Below are 17,889 nucleotides of genomic sequence, written 5' to 3'. Positions count from 1 at the left end.
CTCAATAGTGACTCACTGCATCGCGCCGCGGCGGTCGGGCACGGGCGCCCTGCTGTCGAAGTACCCGAGCGCTTCGGCCAGCTTGGCGCGGGCACGCGAGCAGCGACTTTTCACCGTGCCCTCTGCCACCCCGAGCATCCGCGCGGTTTCGGCCACCGAGTAGCCCTGCATGTCGACGGCGACGACCGCGGCCCGCTGTTCGACAGGCAGCCGCATCAGCGCGCGTTCCACCATGATCGCGGTATCCACCCGCGGACCGTGGTCACCCACAGCGCAGTTGTCGTCCTTGAGTTCCGTTGTGGGATGGGACTTGTTGCGGCGCAGTCGGTCCAGGCATGCATTGACGACGATGCGGTACAGCCAGCTGCTCACCGCGGCGTCGCGGCGAAACGACCCCGCTCTGCGGTGTGCGGACAACAGCGCATCCTGCAGCGCGTCGGCGGCGTCGTCCGGGTTGCGGCTGGTCATCATCGCCAACCGGTACAACTGCCGGTGGTGGCGGTAGAACAGTTCCTCGAAGGCGTACCGATCACCCGCGACGTGCGCGGCGAGCAACTCGGCATCGCTGCGCTGGTTCTCGGCAATTCCCCAGGGGCTCCCCACAGCCGAACCCTAAGCACGCCGGGACACCCGATTTTGCACCAGTTTTCACAAACCCGGCTGACATGGCGTTCTGGGCGGGGTTCCCTTGGGATGACGGGCTAGGACGCCGCCTTGACGGTGATCTCGGCGATGTCGGACCGGCTCTCGCCATTGACCTGACCCAGCGTGGATACCCACACCAACAGGTTGGACGTGGGGGAGGCGTTGTCCACCTTGATGGTGTTGGAGCCGGGCCGCAGCGGTGTAGCCGGCGTCAGCACGGTGGTGTCCGACAGCGATGACGGCGTCGGCGTCTGAGCCGAGCGGATCTCGACCGACGTGCCGGTGCTGTTCAGGTCGACGGTGACCTCGCCGACCGTGGTCGGCTGTGGCAGCTGGAGCATCAGCCCGACGCCGTTCTTGAAATTGGGGAACGGTACCGGATCGCTGTACGTGTCGATCGGCCACACCGTGGACGTGTTGCCGTCGATCGCCAGCGGAGCCGCATCGGGCGCGTCGGCTTCACCCTCGGGCGAAAACACCGTCACCTTAACGGGTTTGACGACAGTGCCGCCGCCACCGCCGCCGCCATCCGCCGAAGTCGTCGGCGCACTGAGGCCCAGTTCGTCGGAGGAGAATCCGCCGACGTCGCCGAAGATGCCCTTGAGCACGGAGGCCAGCACGATCAACGCGACGACGAGGATGGCGCCGCCGACACTGAAACCGACGATCAGTCCTTTGCGTCTGCGTGCGGCGGCCTCGGGGTCAACCGGCTTGTCCGGGGCCGTCGCGGGTTTCACGGGGGCCTGCGGCTCGTCGAGGGGATTGATCAGCTCGGTGCGGTCGGCGACGGCGGTGGCCTGCTGCAACAGATTAAGCAGCGTGGGTGCCGTGCGGATGCCGCCGCCCTCCTGCACCGATCGCGCGGCCGCGGCCGAGATCTGGAACGGGATTTCGCGGTCGATGGAGCGGGGCTCGACCGGCTCGCCCGCCGCGTCGACCTCGGCAGGCGCCAACCCGCTGCGGACGCCGGTCTCCGCCAGCGGCCACCGGTTCACGAGAAGCGCATACAGCGCCGCCCCGATGCCGCGGATGTCGTCCTCGGGCGTGGCCTCCGGCATGGTCGCGGGGAACGCCAGCGCCACATCGCCCTCGATGCTGACCCGGACCCGGCTGGGATGATCGATCGACAACGCGACCCCCGACCGGTGCGCCTGTTCGGCGGCCGCGGCGAGCGTCTGCATCGCTCGGGCGCCGCCGATCGGCGACGGCGAGGTCTCCGCCACCTCCTCCAGTGACCCGCCTCGAATCCACTCGCTTACGACAAGGCCGCCCGACCCCGTGTTCACGACATCGAGGATGCGGGCGATGCCGGGGCTCTCGACCCGGCTCAGCCGCAGCGTACGGTCGAGAATCTGCTGCAGGTCCTCGTCGGACAGCGCGGCTTCCGGATCGACGAAGGTGAGCGCGACCTGGCGATCCAGTGCGGTATCCAACGCCTGCCAGAACTGCAGATTGGGTGGTCCGCCATGGAAGACAAGCAGCCGGTATCGACCGCCGGCGATGGTGGCGCCGGGGATGAGGTGCACGTCCTCGTCGGACGTGGCGGCCTCGATCGCCGGTTCGCGGGGGATATCGAACGGCAGCCCTTCACGGCTGGGGTCGCCGCCGTAGTCGGCGGGCGGCCTGCCCGATGTCGGCGGGGACACCGTGCTGACCGGCATCGTTCCCGGATCCGGCTGCTCGCCACCCGCCGCTTCGCCAGGCCCGGTAGGCGCGTCGACAGCGACGTCGGGCTCGAAGTCGTCGGCGGTTGGGCGCGGCAGCTTCGTGGTCGCGCCGTTGTCAGGCAGGGGTGCGGAGTCGCCTGCGGAGTCGTCGGTCACCGCTGGTCCTTTCCGCATCCCGGCTCCGGCAACCGAAGCCGGAGGCCCGCGCCAGGCGGCCGACGGGCTGTGGCGACCCCGCGGCGCGAGCGAATTCCTCTGATCAGGGTACGGGAGTGGGGCCCCTGAGCGTGGTCGGACGGGCGGTGCAACCGGCGGCCCGGCTACTTGCGGGGTCCTGCCGAGCCGCCGCCGGGCCGCGGAGAGGGCAGCCTGCGCGTCGGGCACCCGGGCGGCCAGCATGACGCCGCCGATGATCGGCGCCATCATCAACCCCAGCACCAGCAGCCGCAGCATGGATCCGCCGCCGCCGTGACTGGTCAGCGACTCGAGGCCGAGCAGCTGATCGGCAACATGGGCGATCAACCCGGCGAGCAGGGATGCGGCGGTCGCGACCAGGGCAGTGCGGACCACCTCCAGCTTGATGAGCCGTCCGCCCGGCGGGTTCAGGTTGGCGCGCAACAGGATATAGCCGACGATGGCACCGGCCAGAAAGCCGACCCCGTTGGCAAGGCCGAGATATCCCGCAATCAACTCCCGATCGTCGGTCAGGTGAGGTGCGGCCAGCGACGCGGCGATCTTCACCGTAGTGATGACGATGATCACCACGATCGGCGTCCATGGTTGTTCGCGGGCGTAGAAGACCCGCAGTTGCAGCAGCACAAGCGCGTATGGGATCAGCGTGAACGCCGAGAGGGTGATCGCCATGCCCAGATAGCCGGCGTCGGTGTCGCCGAAATTGCCGTAGGCGAACAGCGCGCTGCCGATCGCCGGGCCCGCGACGGTCATGAGCGCCACGATCGGAATCAGCGTCACCATGGTCAGTCGCGTCGCCAACGAGAGGTCGGCGAGTACCGCAGACGTGTCGTTGGCCGCGGCGTTGCGGCTCAGCCGCGGCATCACCACCGTCAGCACGGTCACGCCGATGATGCCGAATGGCAGCATCAGCACCAGCCAGGTGTAGTTGTAGATGGCGGGTCCCGAAGCCGCTGCCGCGCTGGCGATCTGGTTCCCGACGATCAGCCCGACCTGGCTGATCAACACGTAGAGCACCATCGCCGCGGCCATCCCACCGAACCGACGCAGGCGGTCGTCCAGACCCCAGAGCGGTCGCAGGCTGATCCCTTCCTTGCGGATCGCGATGAACAACACGGCCGTCTGTGCGAACACGCCCAGCGTGGTGCCGATCCCCAGGACCAGCAGCTTGGCATTGCCCATTTCGACCGGATCAATCGAAAGCTCACCCGGCACAACGAGGTAAAGGATGAGCGTCGCGATCGCGACGACGTTGTTGATCACCGGCGCCCAGGCCGGCGGCCCGAATACGTTGCGGGTGTTCAGGATTGCCATGAAAACCGATGACAGGCCGTAGAAGATCACCTGCGGCAGCAGTAGGTAGGCGAAGGCGGTCGTCAGTGATCGGTTGACCTGCGGATCGCTGCCCAGCATCAGCCGGACCAACAACGGCGCCGCCGCCACCGACACCACCGTCGCGACCAGTAGCAGCGCGGTGGCCAGCGTGACGAGCCTGCGGACGAATGCGGTTCCGCCGTCGGCGTCGTCGCGCTCGGCGCGGGCCAGTACCGGCACGAAGATCGCCGTGAACGTCGCTTCCAGCACCAGCGCGGCCACGAGGTTGGGCAGCTGGTTGGCCACCGAGAAGGCGCTGGACAGGGCGGCACCGAGGATGGCCGCAAGAAGGACGATGCGGGTGAATCCGGTGATGCGGCTGACCAGTGTCGCGACTGCCATCCCCCAGGAGCGCGACACCACGGCGGCGTCGCTCAGCTCGGGCCTGCCTGCGCGTCGCCGCGGCGCCGGACCCCGCGGGATGCGCTGCCGTGGTGGCGACGGTGGCGTCCGCTGCGGCGCCGGCGGTGGTGGTGGGGGCGGTCGATAGCCGCGCATACCCGGTGGCGGCGGAGGTGGCGGCGGAGTGTGACGCGGGGGCATGGGCGGTCGACCCATCGGGACGCCGCTCCGGTCGAACGGCGGCTGAGCCGGCCCGAAAGGCCGGCCGGTCGTGTTCATTTCTCCAGCTCTTCGCCCGAATGGATCGCGTGTTCGGGTTCGTCGTCATGGGCCAGCGCCGTGTCAAGCGGGTCGGAGCGGTCCAGGTCGGCGCGATCGGGCTGCCCGCGGAACCGGTGCCACAGCCTGCGGCCCGCGAGTGCGACGAGGACCGCGCCCACCGACAGCGTGATGAAGAACAGCACCTGGCCGTACGCGTTGGAGTGCACCGAGAGCCGTACGGGTTCGCCAAGCGGCAGGCCATCGGCGGTACGCAGGGCGACGTCGACGGCCACCCGCTGGGTGAAGTGCACTTCGATCGGCACCTGCAGCGGCAGGTATCCGGGCGGTAGCTCGATCTCGCCCATATCGGTCACCGACATTCCCGGCGGCGCATCGACCTGTAGCCGGACCCTGATCGGCACGGGCAGGTCGTTGCGCAGCGCAAGAGGCAGCGGGCTGCGCTCGGTGGCCAAGGTGTAGGAGCCGCCGGGGTTGACGATCGTCACCGCGTGGAACAGGTCGTTGACGGTGGCGCTCGTTCTGGCCAACCGGGCCTGAGCCATCCCGTTGCGGGCGTCGGGCGGCACTGATTGGCTCAGCGCGCGCAACATGTCCTCGCGCAGAGGCGCCGTGTACTGCGTGCCGGTCAGACCAGTGCGCTCGTCGGCCGTCAGCGCCGAGGTGAGTCCCCACAGCCTGCCGGTAGTCGCGGCGATACCCGAGGTCACCGCGTCGTCGAAGCGGGCCCGCGAGTTCGCGGCCACGTTGTCGGGCACCCGACGGGCGTCTTGCTGCGGCACCGCCTGGCTTTCCGCGATCACCGCGGTCAGCGGGCGCGGCGCGGCCAGACCCGCCCGGATGGAGGTAGCCACTGCCGACAGAATGGCCGCGGCGTCGTCGGCCTGCACGCCCCATTCCATCGGGGGCATCAGGATCTGACTGCGCGGCTGGGCCTCGGTCGCAAGGGTGCGCCACAGCAGCGAGCCGAGCGCATCCTGGCGCCGGGCAACCGTCGAGTCATGTTGAATCGGAACATCAAGCGCCGCATCGAGATACGACGGGGACGACGGATCGGTCCCGACGCCCGCCAACGCGGCCGACACGGTGGGGTCGAACGGCGCGGCGACCACTTCGGGGGTGTAGCGCACGGCGCTGACATCTGCGGTGGCCTGTTGGCCGTTCTGCGAGTCGTCAGCGGTCAGGTTGGCCGCGGCGACGGCGACCGTCGAGCCCTGGGTGGAGAGGAGCGCAACCGCCGGGCCGGTCAGCGGGCCGTCCCCGACGAGCGTGGCGCCCCGCGTCGAGGTGACACCGAGGATCTGGTCGACGATGTCGCCTGCGCCGTTGGTGGCGGTCGAACTCAGGCCGGGGTCACCGACCCGCTGCAGGGCGTCGAGGTCGGCCTGGGCGTAGTTCGCAGGCGCGACGCACGTCCGCTGCGCCAGCGTTCTGAGCCGATTGAGCCAGTTCACCGCGGCGCCCTGGCCCGTTCCTGGGCGTGTCGGCGTTGCGGGACCGGTGTCGGGTCCGTCGTCGACGATATACCCGGTCGTCATCGCGTTCACGGTGACCAGCAGATCGGGGTCGACGGCCAGACACACGGCACTGCGTACCTGGCCGCCGGGGTCGACGGTCGGGCTGGTCGCGAAATCGACCGCGGACAGCAGGCCGTCGAGACGCCCGCCGCTGGCCAGCGAGGTGGCGAGTTCGTCGTCGATCAGTCGCACCGGAGCCGTCCCGCCCGGCACGCCGGGCGCGAGCCGGGGTCGGTCGCCGAGCGGCCAGATCAGGGTTAGGCGAACGGGTTTCGACGTGTCGGGCGCGACGACGTCGGCCAGCGCGTCAGGCGACGAGTTCGCAGCCTGTTCCGGCGGAACCCCGATCACCGGTAACAGGAAGCGCGCGTCGTCGAGGCGGGCGGGAGCACCGTAGTCGGGTGTTCCGTTGGCGTTGACCAGAAGCGGATACACCCCAGGCTCGTCGATGCCGAGCGAGTGGCCTCGCGGTGAGCGCAACGGAACCGTCAGCGTGAACGGAACATTCTGGCCGCGTTGCAATTCCGCGGATACGGTGATGAAGTCCGCGACCGCTTCGAATTGATCGTTCGCGCCGCCCAGGTTGGTGCGCAGGCCCGCAGAGGATGTGACGGCCGCAGCATGCTCGAGGCGGACCATCACGTCGCGGACAGGCCGATCACCGACGTTGAGCACGGTTCCCGAGACAGTGACCACGGGCTCGCTCGTGGTCGTTACCACCTCCGGCGTCACGCGTTCGATGCGCACCTGCAAAAACGGCGTCGCACCCGGTTCGCCCGCGGCCGCGTGCGGTGACACCGCGGGTACGGCACCCAGGACAAGTATCGCCAGCACGGCGAGCAGTCGAGGCAGCACCGTGCCGGAACCCCGCCGGGCGGTCACGGCCCTGGTCCGCAGCCGTTCGTCCGTCGGCCCGGATTAGGTGGGCCCGCTTCGTCGGGACGTCGGTTGCGGGTGTGCGAGTGCGTCTGGGCGCGCCGCCGCGGCGAGCTGCGCGGCAGCGGCGGTAGCGCGGAGGGCCCATCGGTGTGCAGTTTGGCGATCAGCTCGTCGGCGACCTCGGCGAGCTTGCGCTCGTCGGCGTAGGCCAATCGCGATGTCAGCTCCTTGAGCGGCACCCAGGCCACCTCGCTGACCTCGACGTCCTCGTCGGAGAGCTCGCCGCCGAGGAACCGCATCAGGTAATGGTGCACCGTCTTGTGCACCCGCCTGCCCTCGGTAACGAACCAGTAGTCGATGCTGCCCAGCGCGGCCAGCACGCTGCCCTGAATCCCGGTCTCCTCGGCGACCTCGCGAACCGCGGTCTGTTCGGCTGTCTCACCGAGCTCGATGTGGCCTTTGGGCAGCGACCACAGCATCCTGCCCCGTCGGTCGATGCGCCCGATCAGCGCCGCGACCTGACCGTCCTTGGGGCCGTCGATACCGTCGATGACCAGGCCGCCCGCCGATGTCTCGTGCACGGTGCGCAGCCGGTCCGGGCCGCGACGTGAGCCCCGCGGCTTGTGCGGCTTGGGCCTGCCGTCTGGGACGGGCGCATTGTTGTTGGCCGTGTTGTTGGCTTTGTTGTTGGCCGGCACGACCGCGTTGTTGTTGTGCGCGGTAGCGGCGGTGTCGGGTGGACCTGCCGCGCGGCGACCACGCCGCCGCCCCCGGCGCCGTCGTGGTTTGGCCTGTTCGCCGTCCGACACCCAAGCGATAGTAGCTGCCACGATAATTGCCTCCCGCCACACTCGCCGCTCGGTGCAGGACCGTTACCTCTACGCTCATTGAACGTGTCCGACAATGCTGAACTGCTCGTCGCTGCCCAGGTGGCGCTGAACCAGTACGCCGACATACTGCGCGATCTGGGCGGGCTGTTCGCTGACGCGGGCCACGAGCTGTATCTCGTCGGCGGAAGTGTGCGCGACGCGTTGCTCGGTCGCCTCGGCACCGACCTCGACTTCACCACCGACGCCAGGCCCGAACAGATGCAGCGCATCCTGCGGCCGTGGGCGGACGCGCTGTGGGACACCGGTATCGAATACGGCACCATCGGCGTCGGCAAGCGCGACCAGCGCTTGGAGATCACCACCTTCCGGGCAGACAGCTATGACCAGGTGTCGCGCAATCCCGAGGTGCGCTTCGGTGACCGGCTGGACGACGACCTAATCCGCCGCGACTTCACCGCCAACGCGATGGCGGTGCGCATCACGGCGGATGGTCCCGGCCAATTCCTCGATCCCCTACACGGTTTGGACGCGCTGCGAGCCCGCGTGCTGGATACACCCGCCGCGCCCCAGGTGTCGTTCGGCGATGATCCGTTGCGGATGCTGCGGGCCGCGCGGTTCGTGTCGCAGCTCGGCTTCGCCGTCACGCCGCGGGTGCGCGAAGCGATGGCCGCCATGTCCGGTCAGCTCGGCCGCATCACCGCCGAGCGGGTCGCCGCCGAGTTGGACAAGTTGGTGCTCGGCTCGGATCCCGCGGCGGGTATCGACCTGATGGTGGAAACCGGACTCGGCGATGTGGTGCTGCCCGAGGTCGGCGCGATGCGGATGGCGATCGACGAACACCATCAGCACAAGGACGTCTACCACCATTCGCTGACGGTGCTGCGGCAGGCGATCGGGCTCGAAGACGCGGGCCCCGATCTCGTGCTGCGCTGGGCGGCGCTGCTGCACGACATCGGTAAACCCGCGACGCGCAGGCACGAGTCGGACGGCGGCGTGAGCTTCCATCACCACGAGGTGGTCGGCGCCAAGATGGCCCGCAAGCGGATGAGGGCGCTGAAGTATTCCAAGCAGATGGTCGACGATGTGTCGCAGCTGGTGTACCTGCACCTACGGTTCCACGGCTACGCGGACGCCAGCGGGCCTGGGAAATGGACGGACTCGGCGGTGCGGCGCTACGTCACCGACGCGGGCCCGCTGCTGCCGCGGCTGCACAAGCTGGTGCGCGCGGACTGCACGACGCGCAACAAGCGGCGCGCGGCGCGGCTGCAGGCCAACTATGACGATCTCGAGGCGCGCATCGCGGAGCTGGCCGCCAAGGAGGACCTGCAGCGGGTGCGACCGGACCTCGACGGCAACGAGATCATGCGGATCCTCGACATCCCGGCGGGTCCGCAGGTCGGTGAGGCGTGGCGCTATCTCAAGGAGCTGCGGCTGGACCGCGGGCCGCTGGACCACGACGAGGCAGTGGCCGAACTCGTGAAGTGGTGGAACGCCAATGGCTGACCCGCCGTCGAAACGGTGTGGATTACTGCCTCTCCGATGATGACGGGTCGGCCACGATGTGGACCGCACCTCTGGACACCGATGTGGACGGTAACGGCACGCTCGATGCGGTCGGCCTCGATGTCGACGGCGACGGCGGTGTCGACGACGCGCTGGCCGACCTGGACGGCGACGGAATCGCCGATCACGCCGTGCTCGAAGGCCAGAGTTACTTCACCGACGACGGGTCGGGCACGTGGGCGGTGAGCGTGGACCGTGGTGGGCAATTGCGATGGTTCGGCCTCGACGGCGTCGAACAGATGGGTGGGCCGTCTGTCGACCTCGACGGTGACGGTCAGGCCGACGACCGGCTGATCGACATCGACGGAAACGGTTTGGCCGACCGCGCGTTGGGTGTTGGCGTGGCCTACGTCGACACCGACGGCGACGGACGCTGGGACATCAGGCTCATCGACAGCAACGCCGACGGCAAGGCCGACACCGCCAACGACCTGTAGGTCAGGCACTGATTCACTGCTTCAGCCACGGACGTTGTCGCACAAAAGCTTTCGGCGGCAAACGTCACTCGGAGTGTGACGCGGCCCACCCTGCGAAATCAGGTAGTCGAGTACTCGGGATTTGTGGCCGCCGGATCGGCACCGTTCGACGTGCTCAACACTCACGAAAGGAGCATTCCGAAATGGCCGATCCAATCATCAAAATCGGTTCCACCGGTGAGGCAGTCCGCAAGGCGCAACACGCGCTGTACTGCCGCCGCTATCTGGTCGATCTCAGCGAGGTCGACGGGGTCTTCGGCCCGATTACCCGCAATCGGGTCATCCGCTACCAACTGGACCGCAGCGTCGGCGAGTTCTTCGCGTTCTCGTTCCCGTTGGCCGTCGACGGCATCGTCGGGCCGATGACGTGGTCCCGTCTCACTCCGCCGGTGATCAAGAAGGGGTCGAAGGGCAACCCGGTGTTCCTGGTTCAGGAAATCCTGAAGAGCTGGGCGTATCCCGACTACGACCCCGGACCCGTCGACGGCGACTTCGGCAAGCTGACCGAAACGGCCGTGAAAAACGTCCAGTCGATCCTTACCGACTGCGACAGCGTCCCGCTGAAGGTCGACGGCATCGTCGGCCCGAAGACATGGGAAGCGCTCTACGCCTGAGCGCGCGGCGCCCCGGCGCCGGGGCTCGGTGTCAACGCCCGGGCCCCGGCGGACCGGCGAAAGCCTGCGCAATCGTCAACCAGCGCGCAGCGTCGTCACCCTCTGCGGAGACGTCGAGGGCCGCAGGCGGCCGGCGCTGGGTCACCAGCAGGCAGAAGTCCTCCGCCGACCCCGTCACCCGCTGACTCGCGTCCTCGGGACCCCACGTCCAGGCGGAGCCGTCGGGGGCGGCCAGCTCGACCCGAAACGGATCGGCCGGTGGCGCAAGACCGTTGATCGCGAACGCGAAGTCGCGGGTGCGGACACCGATGTGGGCGATCGACTGCAGCCGCGCAGTCGCCGGCTGTCGCACACCCAGGGCGTCGGCGACGTCGAGGCCGTGCGCCCAGGTCTCCATCAGCCGCGCGGTGGCCATCGACGCGGCGCTCATCGGCGGCCCGAACCACGGCAGCTTGCGCCCGTCGGGCACGGTCAGCAGCGCGTCGTGCAGCCGATTCCTTGTGGTCCGCCAGTCGGCGAGCAGATCGGCAGGCGCCGCCGCGGCGACGATCTCTTCCGCGCCGCGGTCGACGAACCCGCCTGGATCCTCGGCGGCGGCACCCAGCATCTGCGTGAAGCCGGCATCGTCGTCGACCGACAACAGCGCGACCCGGTCGGTCCACAGCAGGTGGGCGATCTGATGGGCGATCGTCCAGCCTGGTGCCGGGGTGACCTCGGCCCATCGGGCGCGGGGCAGGTCGGCGACCAAGTCGTCGAGGGCATCGCTCTCGGCGCGGAGGTCGTCCACGATGGGAGCCGCTGTCGCCATGCGGCACACCCTAACTCGGGGGTTGGGCGCGGCGGACGACGAACGCATGCGCCGCCAGCCCGACGAGGTAGACCGCCGACCCCGCGACGACGAGCCCGGGAGACCGGCCGTCGGGTGGGATGACCGCCGCCGCCACCGCCAGCGCGAGGATGAACGACATCCAGAACAGCGCGTCCTGCACGGCGAAGACGTGACCTCGCAGCGCGTCGTCGACGTCGATCTGGATGGCCGTGTCGGCGCACAGCTTGACGACTTGACCGGCCGCACCGAGCAGGAACCCGCACACCACCATCATCGGTAGCTGCAGTCCTGCGGCGCCGAGCTGGATGATCGCCGCCAGCAGCAGCGCCCCGTTCGCTGTGCGGAAGCGGCCCCAGCGGCCGACGGCCGCCGGGGTCAGCACCGTGGCCACGAACAATCCGACGCCTGCGGCGCTGGCGAACAGCGCCGCGGTGCCCAAACCCGCGACATTACGGGAGTCGCTGTGTCGCACCATGACCAGCACCAGCAGGCTGTTGATACCGAACACCATTCGGTGCGCGGCGAGCCCGGCAAGCGTTCCTGCGACGGTGGGGACCGCCAGCACGGTACGCGCGCCGTGCAGCCATCCGGTGGCCACCGCGTACACGACGGACCCGTGGACGGCGCGCTGACTGGCGTGCGGTCCCAGAACGTGCGGCGGGAACCGCACCGACAGCAGCAGCGCGACCGACACCGGGATGACGACCAGAAGGATGATCGCCGCGGCACCGGTGTCGCGCGCGCCGAAAAGCCACCGTGGCACAAGCATGAAGCCGGCGCCGAAGGACGCCGCCGCAATGCCGGTGGCCGTCGCAACCGAGTTCATCGTGACGACGTGCTTGCGTGGCACCACGTCGGGCAGCGCCGCCGACAGGCCTGAGGAGACGAAGCGGGTGAAGCCGTTGGCGACCAGCGCACCGAACAGGATCGGCAGGTCGTTGGCGCCGGCCGCCAGCAGTGCCGCGATACCGAGCATCAGGATCAGCCGCCCGAAGTTCGCCCCGACGAACACCAACCGCCTGTCCCAGCGGTCAAGCAGCGCGCCCGCGAACGGCCCCAGCACCGAGTAGGGCAGGAACAACACGGCGAACGCGGCGACGATCTCCCATGGGCCCGCGGCCCGGTCGGGATTGAACAGAAGGGCACCTGCAAGGCCGGCCTGGAACAGGCCATCACCGAACTGGCTCGCCGCTCGAAGCTCGAGCAGCCGCCTGAATTCGGGGAGGCTGCGCACCGACCGCCACAGGGCCACCGGTGCGTGTGCGTCAACCACAAGAATTCACAGTACAAATATCCCGGCGGGCCGCTGTTGTTCGCTACCTTCAACGTTCGCTGGTGACATTATGGAGTGGTGGCGCACTCAGAGGAACCGGAGGATTTCGTCGCCCCGACGGCGAACCGGGTACGCGCGGGAACCCTGCTGTTGGCCAACACCGACCTGCTCGAGCCGACGTTCCGTCGTAGCGTCATCTACATAGTCGAGCACAACGACGGCGGCACGCTCGGAGTGGTGCTGAACCGGGCCAGTGAGACCGCGGTGTACAACGTCCTGCCCCAGTGGGCCAAGCTGGCCACCAAGCCGAAGACCATGTTCATCGGCGGTCCGGTGAAGCGTGACGCGGCACTGTGTCTGGCTACCCTGCGCGCCGGGACGGACCCGACGGGGGTGCCGGGTATCCGGCACGTGCAGGGTCGGATGGTGATGGTGGATCTCGACGCGGAACCCGAGGCGATCGCTCCGATTGTCGAAGGCGTGCGGATCTTCGCCGGATATTCGGGCTGGACGATCGGCCAACTCGAAGGTGAGATCGAGCGCGACGACTGGATCGTGTTGTCCGCGTTGCCGTCCGACGTTCTGGCCGAGGCTCGGGTTGATCTGTGGGGACGGGTGCTGCGCCGCCAACCGCTGCCGTTGTCGCTGTTGGCGACGCACCCGATCGATATCAGCAGGAACTAGCCGCGCAAAAGCGTGCAGGTGCCGCAGGCGGTGCCGCCGCACACCGACGCCCCGCCACAAGCAGGCGCCGCTCCGGCGCTGGCCGCGACGAACTTGGCGCTCTGCCAGCAGCCTGCGGCGACGGTCGCGATTGCGCCGCCGACGCAGACGATCACCACCACGACAGCGGTTTCAGGTTGGGATGACAGCGCGACCACACCGGCGACCGTCAACATGGCCGCGGCGGCGAGCTGAGTTGGAGCGACCGCGCGGAGAACCTGGCGGACCAAGTCGGCGGACCGCGGGCGGGACAACGTCCATCCGCCGAGGGCGGCGGTGGCGACGGCGGCACACAGACATCCCACCGCCGCGAAGAGCATGCGGTCACCCTAAAGGGCGCCACCCGTCGCGCGCTACCCAGGCGGCCGCTGCGGCAGCCCGGCCGCAGCTGGAGCTGCGGCGCCGGGGATTCCGATCTTGAACCCGTTGGTGATGGCGTCGGTCGCGTTCGCGGCGGGGACGGCCTCGGCCGCGGTGGTGGTGACCGAAAGAGTCACCAGATACTTGTCACTGCCCGCGGCCGAGATGGTGTGCCTGCGCGACGTGTTGAGCGTCATGTTGTTGTCCCGGTAGGTGCCCTCGATCGTCGCTGACGGCATGCCACCGAAGTCGGCCAGCGACGCCTTGGTGGTGCGCCAGGCAGGCAGCTGCTGGGAGTCGATGTAGCCGTGGGTGATGGCCTCCTTGGGGTCGAAGTCGCCGCCGACGAGCTTGTAGACGACGAGGGCCGCGTTGGAGGTGTAGATGCCGTCACCACCGACCCGGTCGGCGAGCACCGCGAACGCATCGGGCACGTTCGGGTCCGGCACCTGAGACCAGCCGCGGGGGACGGGCAGCACGAGGTTGAGCGCCTTGAAGCCGTGAGCCACCTGCGGCTCGAGCTTGACGCCCTTCTCCTTGAAGAAATCGGTCAACGTCACCGAGGGGGCCGGCACCAGCGTTTCCGGCGCCGCGGCGGCGGCAGGCACGAGTCCGGGTGCGGCCATGGACTGCGCGCCCAGAGAGGGCGCGACGGCGAGCTGACCCGCCGCCTGGGAGGTCTGGGAAGCGCCTGGCGCGACGTTGACGATCGCGGGAGCCGGTTGCGGCGGCAGTGGATAGAGGGGGTCGGCCGCTGCGGTGTTGCCCGCCAGGCCGAGCACGCCCGCCATGCCCGCCGCGACACCACCTGCGAGAAACCGCCATCGGCGGGCATTTACGCTCATCGCCCGATACCTTTCCGAGTCCTTCCGGCCGCCGGGGCAGGCATGCCCCTGGTCAGGGGGCGACCGTACCCCCGGCGCCGAGTTAGCCACCAGGCCTGGAACCGAGCTGGAATGAACCCCTGACCGCTCCGCAATGCAACCGATACCTGCCCGTGGCCGATGGGCCGTCCCCGGCGGCCCTTTACCCTGTTCACGTGAGTATTGAGTCGGCCACCGACGCTTCCGATGCGAAAGGCGACACCCCGCAGTACCGGTACACCGCGAAGCTGGCGGGGGAGATCGAACGCGCCTGGCAGCAGACGTGGTCGCAGCAGGGCACCTTCAACGTGCCCAATCCGGTGGGCTCGTTGGCGCCGACCGACGGAACGCCGGTGCCCGCCGACAAGATGTTCGTCCAGGACATGTTCCCCTACCCATCGGGTGAAGGCCTGCACGTCGGGCACCCGCTGGGATACATCGCGACCGACGTCTACGCCCGCTATTTCCGGATGACGGGCCGCAATGTGTTGCACGCGTTGGGTTTCGACTCATTCGGTTTGCCCGCCGAGCAATACGCCATGCAGACCGGCACCCATCCGCGCACCAGGACCGAGGCGAACATCGTCAACTTCCGACGCCAGCTGGGCCGGCTCGGTCTGGGGCATGACGCGCGGCGAAGCTTCTCCACCACCGACGTCGACTTCTACAAGTGGACGCAGTGGATCTTCCTGCAGATCTACAACGCCTGGTTCGATGAGGATCTGAACAGAGCCCGCCGCATCGACGAGCTGATAAGCGAATTCGAGTCCGGCAAGCGCAGCCTCAACGACGGCAGGGCTTGGACGGCGTTGTCGGCGGCCGAACGCGCCGATGTCATCGACGCTCACCGGCTGGTGTATCGGGCCGACTCGATGGTCAACTGGTGTCCAGGGTTGGGCACGGTGCTGGCCAACGAGGAGGTCACGTCCGACGGCCGCAGCGACCGCGGAAACTTCCCGGTGTTCCGGAAGCGGTTGCGGCAGTGGATGATGCGGATCACCGTCTACTCCGACCGACTGCTCGACGATCTCGAGGTGCTGGACTGGCCGGAGAAGGTCAAGGCCATGCAGCGCAACTGGATCGGCCGATCCACCGGCGCAACGGTGCATTTCGCGACGGACGCAGGCGATATCGAGGTCTTCACCACCCGGCAGGACACGCTGTTCGGCGCGACCTACATGGTGCTGGCGCCCGAGCATCCGTTGGTCGAACAGCTCACCGCTGCGGAATGGCCCGATGCGGTGGACGCGCGGTGGACCTTCAACGCCGCGACTCCAGCCGAAGCGGTCGCCGAGTATCGCCGGTCGATCGCGGCTAAGTCCGACCTGGAGCGGCAGGAGAACAAGTCCAAGACGGGCGTGTTCCTCGGCAGCTTCGCCACCAACCCGGTCAACGGCGACGCCATCCCGGTCTTCATCGCCGATTATGTGTTGGTCGGGTACGGCACGGGGGCCATCATGGCGGTGCCCGGTGGTGACCAGCGTGACTGGGACTTCGCCAAGGAATTCGGCCTGCCGATCATCGAAGTCGTTGCGGGAGGCGATATCTCGCAGGCCGCGTACAACGGCGACGGCGAGATGGTGAACTCCGGCTACCTCGACGGGCTGAGCGTGGCGTCGGCGAAGGAGGCGGTGACCGCCAGGCTGGAGGCCGACGGCCGCGGCAGCACCCGCGTCGAGTACAAGCTTCGAGATTGGCTGTTCGCGCGGCAGCGCTACTGGGGTGAACCGTTCCCGATCGTGTACGACGAGAACGGCCGTGCGCACCCGCTGCCCGAATCCGAACTGCCCGTCGAGCTGCCCGACATCGCTGACTATGCGCCGGTGCTGTTCGATCCCGACGACGCCGACAGCGTGCCATCGCCGCCGCTGAACAAGGCGACCGACTGGGTGCACATGGAGCTGGACCTCGGCGACGGCCTCAAGACCTACACCCGCGACACCAACGTCATGCCGCAGTGGGCGGGCAGCTCGTGGTACGAGCTGCGCTACACCGATCCGCACAATTCGGAAGCGTTGTCTGACAAGGAGAACGAGGCCTACTGGATGGGTCCGCGGCCTGCCGAGCACGGCCCCGACGACCCCGGCGGCGTCGACATGTACGTCGGCGGCGTCGAACATGCGGTGCTGCACCTGCTGTATTGCAGGTTCTGGCACAAGGTGCTCTACGACCTCGGCCACGTGTCGTCGCGGGAGCCCTACCGCCGGCTGGTCAACCAGGGCTACATCCAGGCGCACGCCTATACCGACGCCCGGGGCACGTACGTGCCCGCCGCGGAAGTCGTTGAGCGGCAGGGCAAGTTCTACTGGCCGGGGCCCGACGGCGAAATCGAGGTGAACCAGGAGTTCGGCAAGATCGGCAAGAGCCTGAAGAACTCGGTGTCTCCGGATGAGATCTGTGAGAAGTACGGCGCGGACACGTTGCGCATGTACGAGATGTCGATGGGCCCGCTGGAGGCGTCGCGGCCGTGGGCGACCAAGGATGTCGTCGGCGCCTACCGGTTCCTGCAGCGGGTGTGGCGGCTGGTCGTCGAGGAAGAATCCGGTGAGCTTCGGGTATCCGACGACGACCCGGACGACGAGACCCTGCGGGCGCTGCATCGCACGGTTGCCGGGGTGTCCGAAGACTATGCCTCGCTTCGCAATAACACCGCAGGCGCCAAGCTGATCGAGTACACCAACCACCTCACCAAGCAGCACAGTGGGCAGGTTCCGCGGGCCGCGGTGGAACCGCTGGTGCTTATGGTCGCGCCACTGGCGCCGCACCTCGCCGAGGAACTCTGGCGCCGGCTGGGCCACCAGACATTGCTGGCGCACGGCCCGTTCCCGGTCGCCGACGAGGCGTACCTGGCCGTCGACGCCGTCGAGCTCCCTGTTCAGGTGAACGGGAAGGTGCGGGGCCACGTCACGGTGCCCGCCGACGCCGACGCGGATGCGATCGAGTCGGCGGCGCTCGCCGACGAGAAGGTGCAGGCGTTCCTGAGCGGAGCGACGCCGAAGAAGGTCATCGTCGTCGCCGGGCGCCTGGTCAACCTGGTCGTTTAAGCCCAGCCGAGTTGGCGCATGGTGTAGCCGTCGTTCCAGATCTTGGTCATATGGCTGATCTTGTCCCTGTCGAAGTCGATCACGTAAACGTAGTCGGCGGCCGCACTCTTTCCGGTCGGTGCGACGGGGCCGCCCTCACCGGTATGCGTTCCGCGGAACACGCCGTACACCGCTACGTTGTTGCGCGCGTCGTCGACGGCGAAGGACTTCACTTCTGCCACGCCGTCGGGTAGCGGTGTGAGCAGGTCCTTCATCCACTCGGTGTAGGCCTCGAGGGTCTCAATTCCGGCGAGTGCATCGGTCTGACTGGTGAATGTCGCACCGGCGTGGCAATAGGGCGCGCAGCCGGCCCAGCCCTTACCGGTCTCGCATGCGTCGAAGAACCGCTCTGCGGCGTCTCGAATAGTGCTCATGAAGAA

The 17,889-nt window shown here is 68.4% G+C and carries 14 protein-coding genes; 5 read left to right on the top strand and 9 right to left on the bottom strand.

Annotated features, from left to right (window positions below):
- Nucleotides 1-12: 12 nt before the first annotated feature.
- From sigM to QOJ24_RS25625, 4 genes are all read right to left on the bottom strand, one after another.
- Nucleotides 13-603 (bottom strand): RNA polymerase sigma factor SigM, encoded by a 591-nt coding sequence (gene sigM / locus QOJ24_RS25640; protein WP_526266251.1) that lies wholly within the window; start codon nucleotides 601-603, stop codon nucleotides 13-15.
- A gap of 98 nt (nucleotides 604-701) precedes the next feature.
- On the bottom strand, nucleotides 702-4,376 hold the full coding sequence (gene murJ, locus QOJ24_RS25635) for a murein biosynthesis integral membrane protein MurJ (protein WP_526266292.1): 3,675 nt from the start codon (nucleotides 4,374-4,376) through the stop codon (nucleotides 702-704).
- A gap of 119 nt (nucleotides 4,377-4,495) precedes the next feature.
- Nucleotides 4,496-6,898 carry a hypothetical protein gene (locus QOJ24_RS25630; RefSeq protein ID WP_526266249.1) on the bottom strand — a complete coding sequence of 801 codons (2,403 nt, stop codon included), beginning with the start codon at nucleotides 6,896-6,898 and terminating at the stop codon, nucleotides 4,496-4,498.
- On the bottom strand, nucleotides 6,895-7,704 hold the full coding sequence (locus QOJ24_RS25625; RefSeq protein WP_526266247.1) for an NUDIX hydrolase: 810 nt from the start codon (nucleotides 7,702-7,704) through the stop codon (nucleotides 6,895-6,897). The genes QOJ24_RS25630 and QOJ24_RS25625 overlap by 4 nt, the downstream gene beginning before the upstream one ends.
- Before the next feature lie 78 nt (nucleotides 7,705-7,782).
- On the opposite strand from QOJ24_RS25625, the gene QOJ24_RS25620 reads away from it, so the two are divergent.
- The 3 genes from QOJ24_RS25620 to QOJ24_RS25610 all read left to right on the top strand — a co-directional run bounded on the left by QOJ24_RS25620 (nucleotide 7,783) and on the right by QOJ24_RS25610 (nucleotide 10,378).
- On the top strand, nucleotides 7,783-9,228 hold the full coding sequence (locus tag QOJ24_RS25620) for a CCA tRNA nucleotidyltransferase (protein WP_526266246.1): 1,446 nt from the start codon (nucleotides 7,783-7,785) through the stop codon (nucleotides 9,226-9,228).
- A 17-nt stretch (nucleotides 9,229-9,245) separates the two neighbouring features.
- Nucleotides 9,246-9,725 carry a pullulanase gene (locus QOJ24_RS25615; RefSeq protein ID WP_526266290.1) on the top strand — a complete coding sequence of 160 codons (480 nt, stop codon included), beginning with the start codon at nucleotides 9,246-9,248 and terminating at the stop codon, nucleotides 9,723-9,725.
- 182 nt (nucleotides 9,726-9,907) lie between these two features.
- Nucleotides 9,908-10,378 (top strand): peptidoglycan-binding domain-containing protein, encoded by a 471-nt coding sequence (locus tag QOJ24_RS25610; RefSeq protein WP_526266244.1) that lies wholly within the window; start codon nucleotides 9,908-9,910, stop codon nucleotides 10,376-10,378.
- A gap of 31 nt (nucleotides 10,379-10,409) precedes the next feature.
- On the opposite strand, the gene QOJ24_RS25605 is transcribed toward QOJ24_RS25610, so the two are convergent.
- Together QOJ24_RS25605 and QOJ24_RS25600 are read right to left on the bottom strand one after the other, a co-directional pair.
- Nucleotides 10,410-11,186 (bottom strand): TIGR03084 family metal-binding protein, encoded by a 777-nt coding sequence (locus QOJ24_RS25605; RefSeq protein ID WP_526266242.1) that lies wholly within the window; start codon nucleotides 11,184-11,186, stop codon nucleotides 10,410-10,412.
- Between the two features lie 10 nt (nucleotides 11,187-11,196).
- Nucleotides 11,197-12,480: an MFS transporter gene (locus QOJ24_RS25600; protein ID WP_526266241.1), complete on the bottom strand. Its 1,284-nt coding sequence runs from the start codon at nucleotides 12,478-12,480 to the stop codon at nucleotides 11,197-11,199.
- 75 nt (nucleotides 12,481-12,555) lie between these two features.
- Here QOJ24_RS25600 and QOJ24_RS25595 point away from each other — a divergent pair, with 75 nt between their 5' ends.
- A complete protein-coding gene (locus QOJ24_RS25595; protein WP_526266240.1) occupies nucleotides 12,556-13,164 on the top strand; it encodes a YqgE/AlgH family protein in 609 nt (202 codons plus the stop codon).
- Here QOJ24_RS25595 and QOJ24_RS25590 read toward each other — a convergent pair.
- Both QOJ24_RS25590 and QOJ24_RS25585 read right to left on the bottom strand, forming a co-directional pair.
- On the bottom strand, nucleotides 13,161-13,523 hold the full coding sequence (locus QOJ24_RS25590; protein WP_526266238.1) for a hypothetical protein: 363 nt from the start codon (nucleotides 13,521-13,523) through the stop codon (nucleotides 13,161-13,163). The two genes, QOJ24_RS25595 and QOJ24_RS25590, sit on opposite strands and share 4 nt — an antisense overlap.
- A 33-nt stretch (nucleotides 13,524-13,556) precedes the next feature.
- Nucleotides 13,557-14,408 (bottom strand): LpqN/LpqT family lipoprotein, encoded by an 852-nt coding sequence (locus QOJ24_RS25585; protein WP_526266237.1) that lies wholly within the window; start codon nucleotides 14,406-14,408, stop codon nucleotides 13,557-13,559.
- A gap of 200 nt (nucleotides 14,409-14,608) precedes the next feature.
- Here QOJ24_RS25585 and leuS point away from each other — a divergent pair, with 200 nt between their 5' ends.
- Complete coding sequence (gene leuS / locus QOJ24_RS25580; RefSeq protein WP_526266288.1) at nucleotides 14,609-17,470, top strand: leucine--tRNA ligase; 2,862 nt, start codon at nucleotides 14,609-14,611, stop codon at nucleotides 17,468-17,470.
- Here leuS and QOJ24_RS25575 read toward each other — a convergent pair.
- Nucleotides 17,467-17,883: an ester cyclase gene (locus QOJ24_RS25575; protein WP_526266235.1), complete on the bottom strand. Its 417-nt coding sequence runs from the start codon at nucleotides 17,881-17,883 to the stop codon at nucleotides 17,467-17,469. The genes leuS and QOJ24_RS25575 overlap by 4 nt on opposite strands.
- Between the last annotated feature and the right edge of the window lie 6 nt (nucleotides 17,884-17,889).

The sequence above is a fragment of the Mycobacterium sp. genome, assembly GCF_032159775.1.
Taxonomy (GTDB): domain Bacteria; phylum Actinomycetota; class Actinomycetes; order Mycobacteriales; family Mycobacteriaceae; genus Mycobacterium.
The sequence above is the reverse complement of the archived record's forward strand: the minus strand, read 5'-3'. Positions and strand labels throughout refer to the sequence as shown.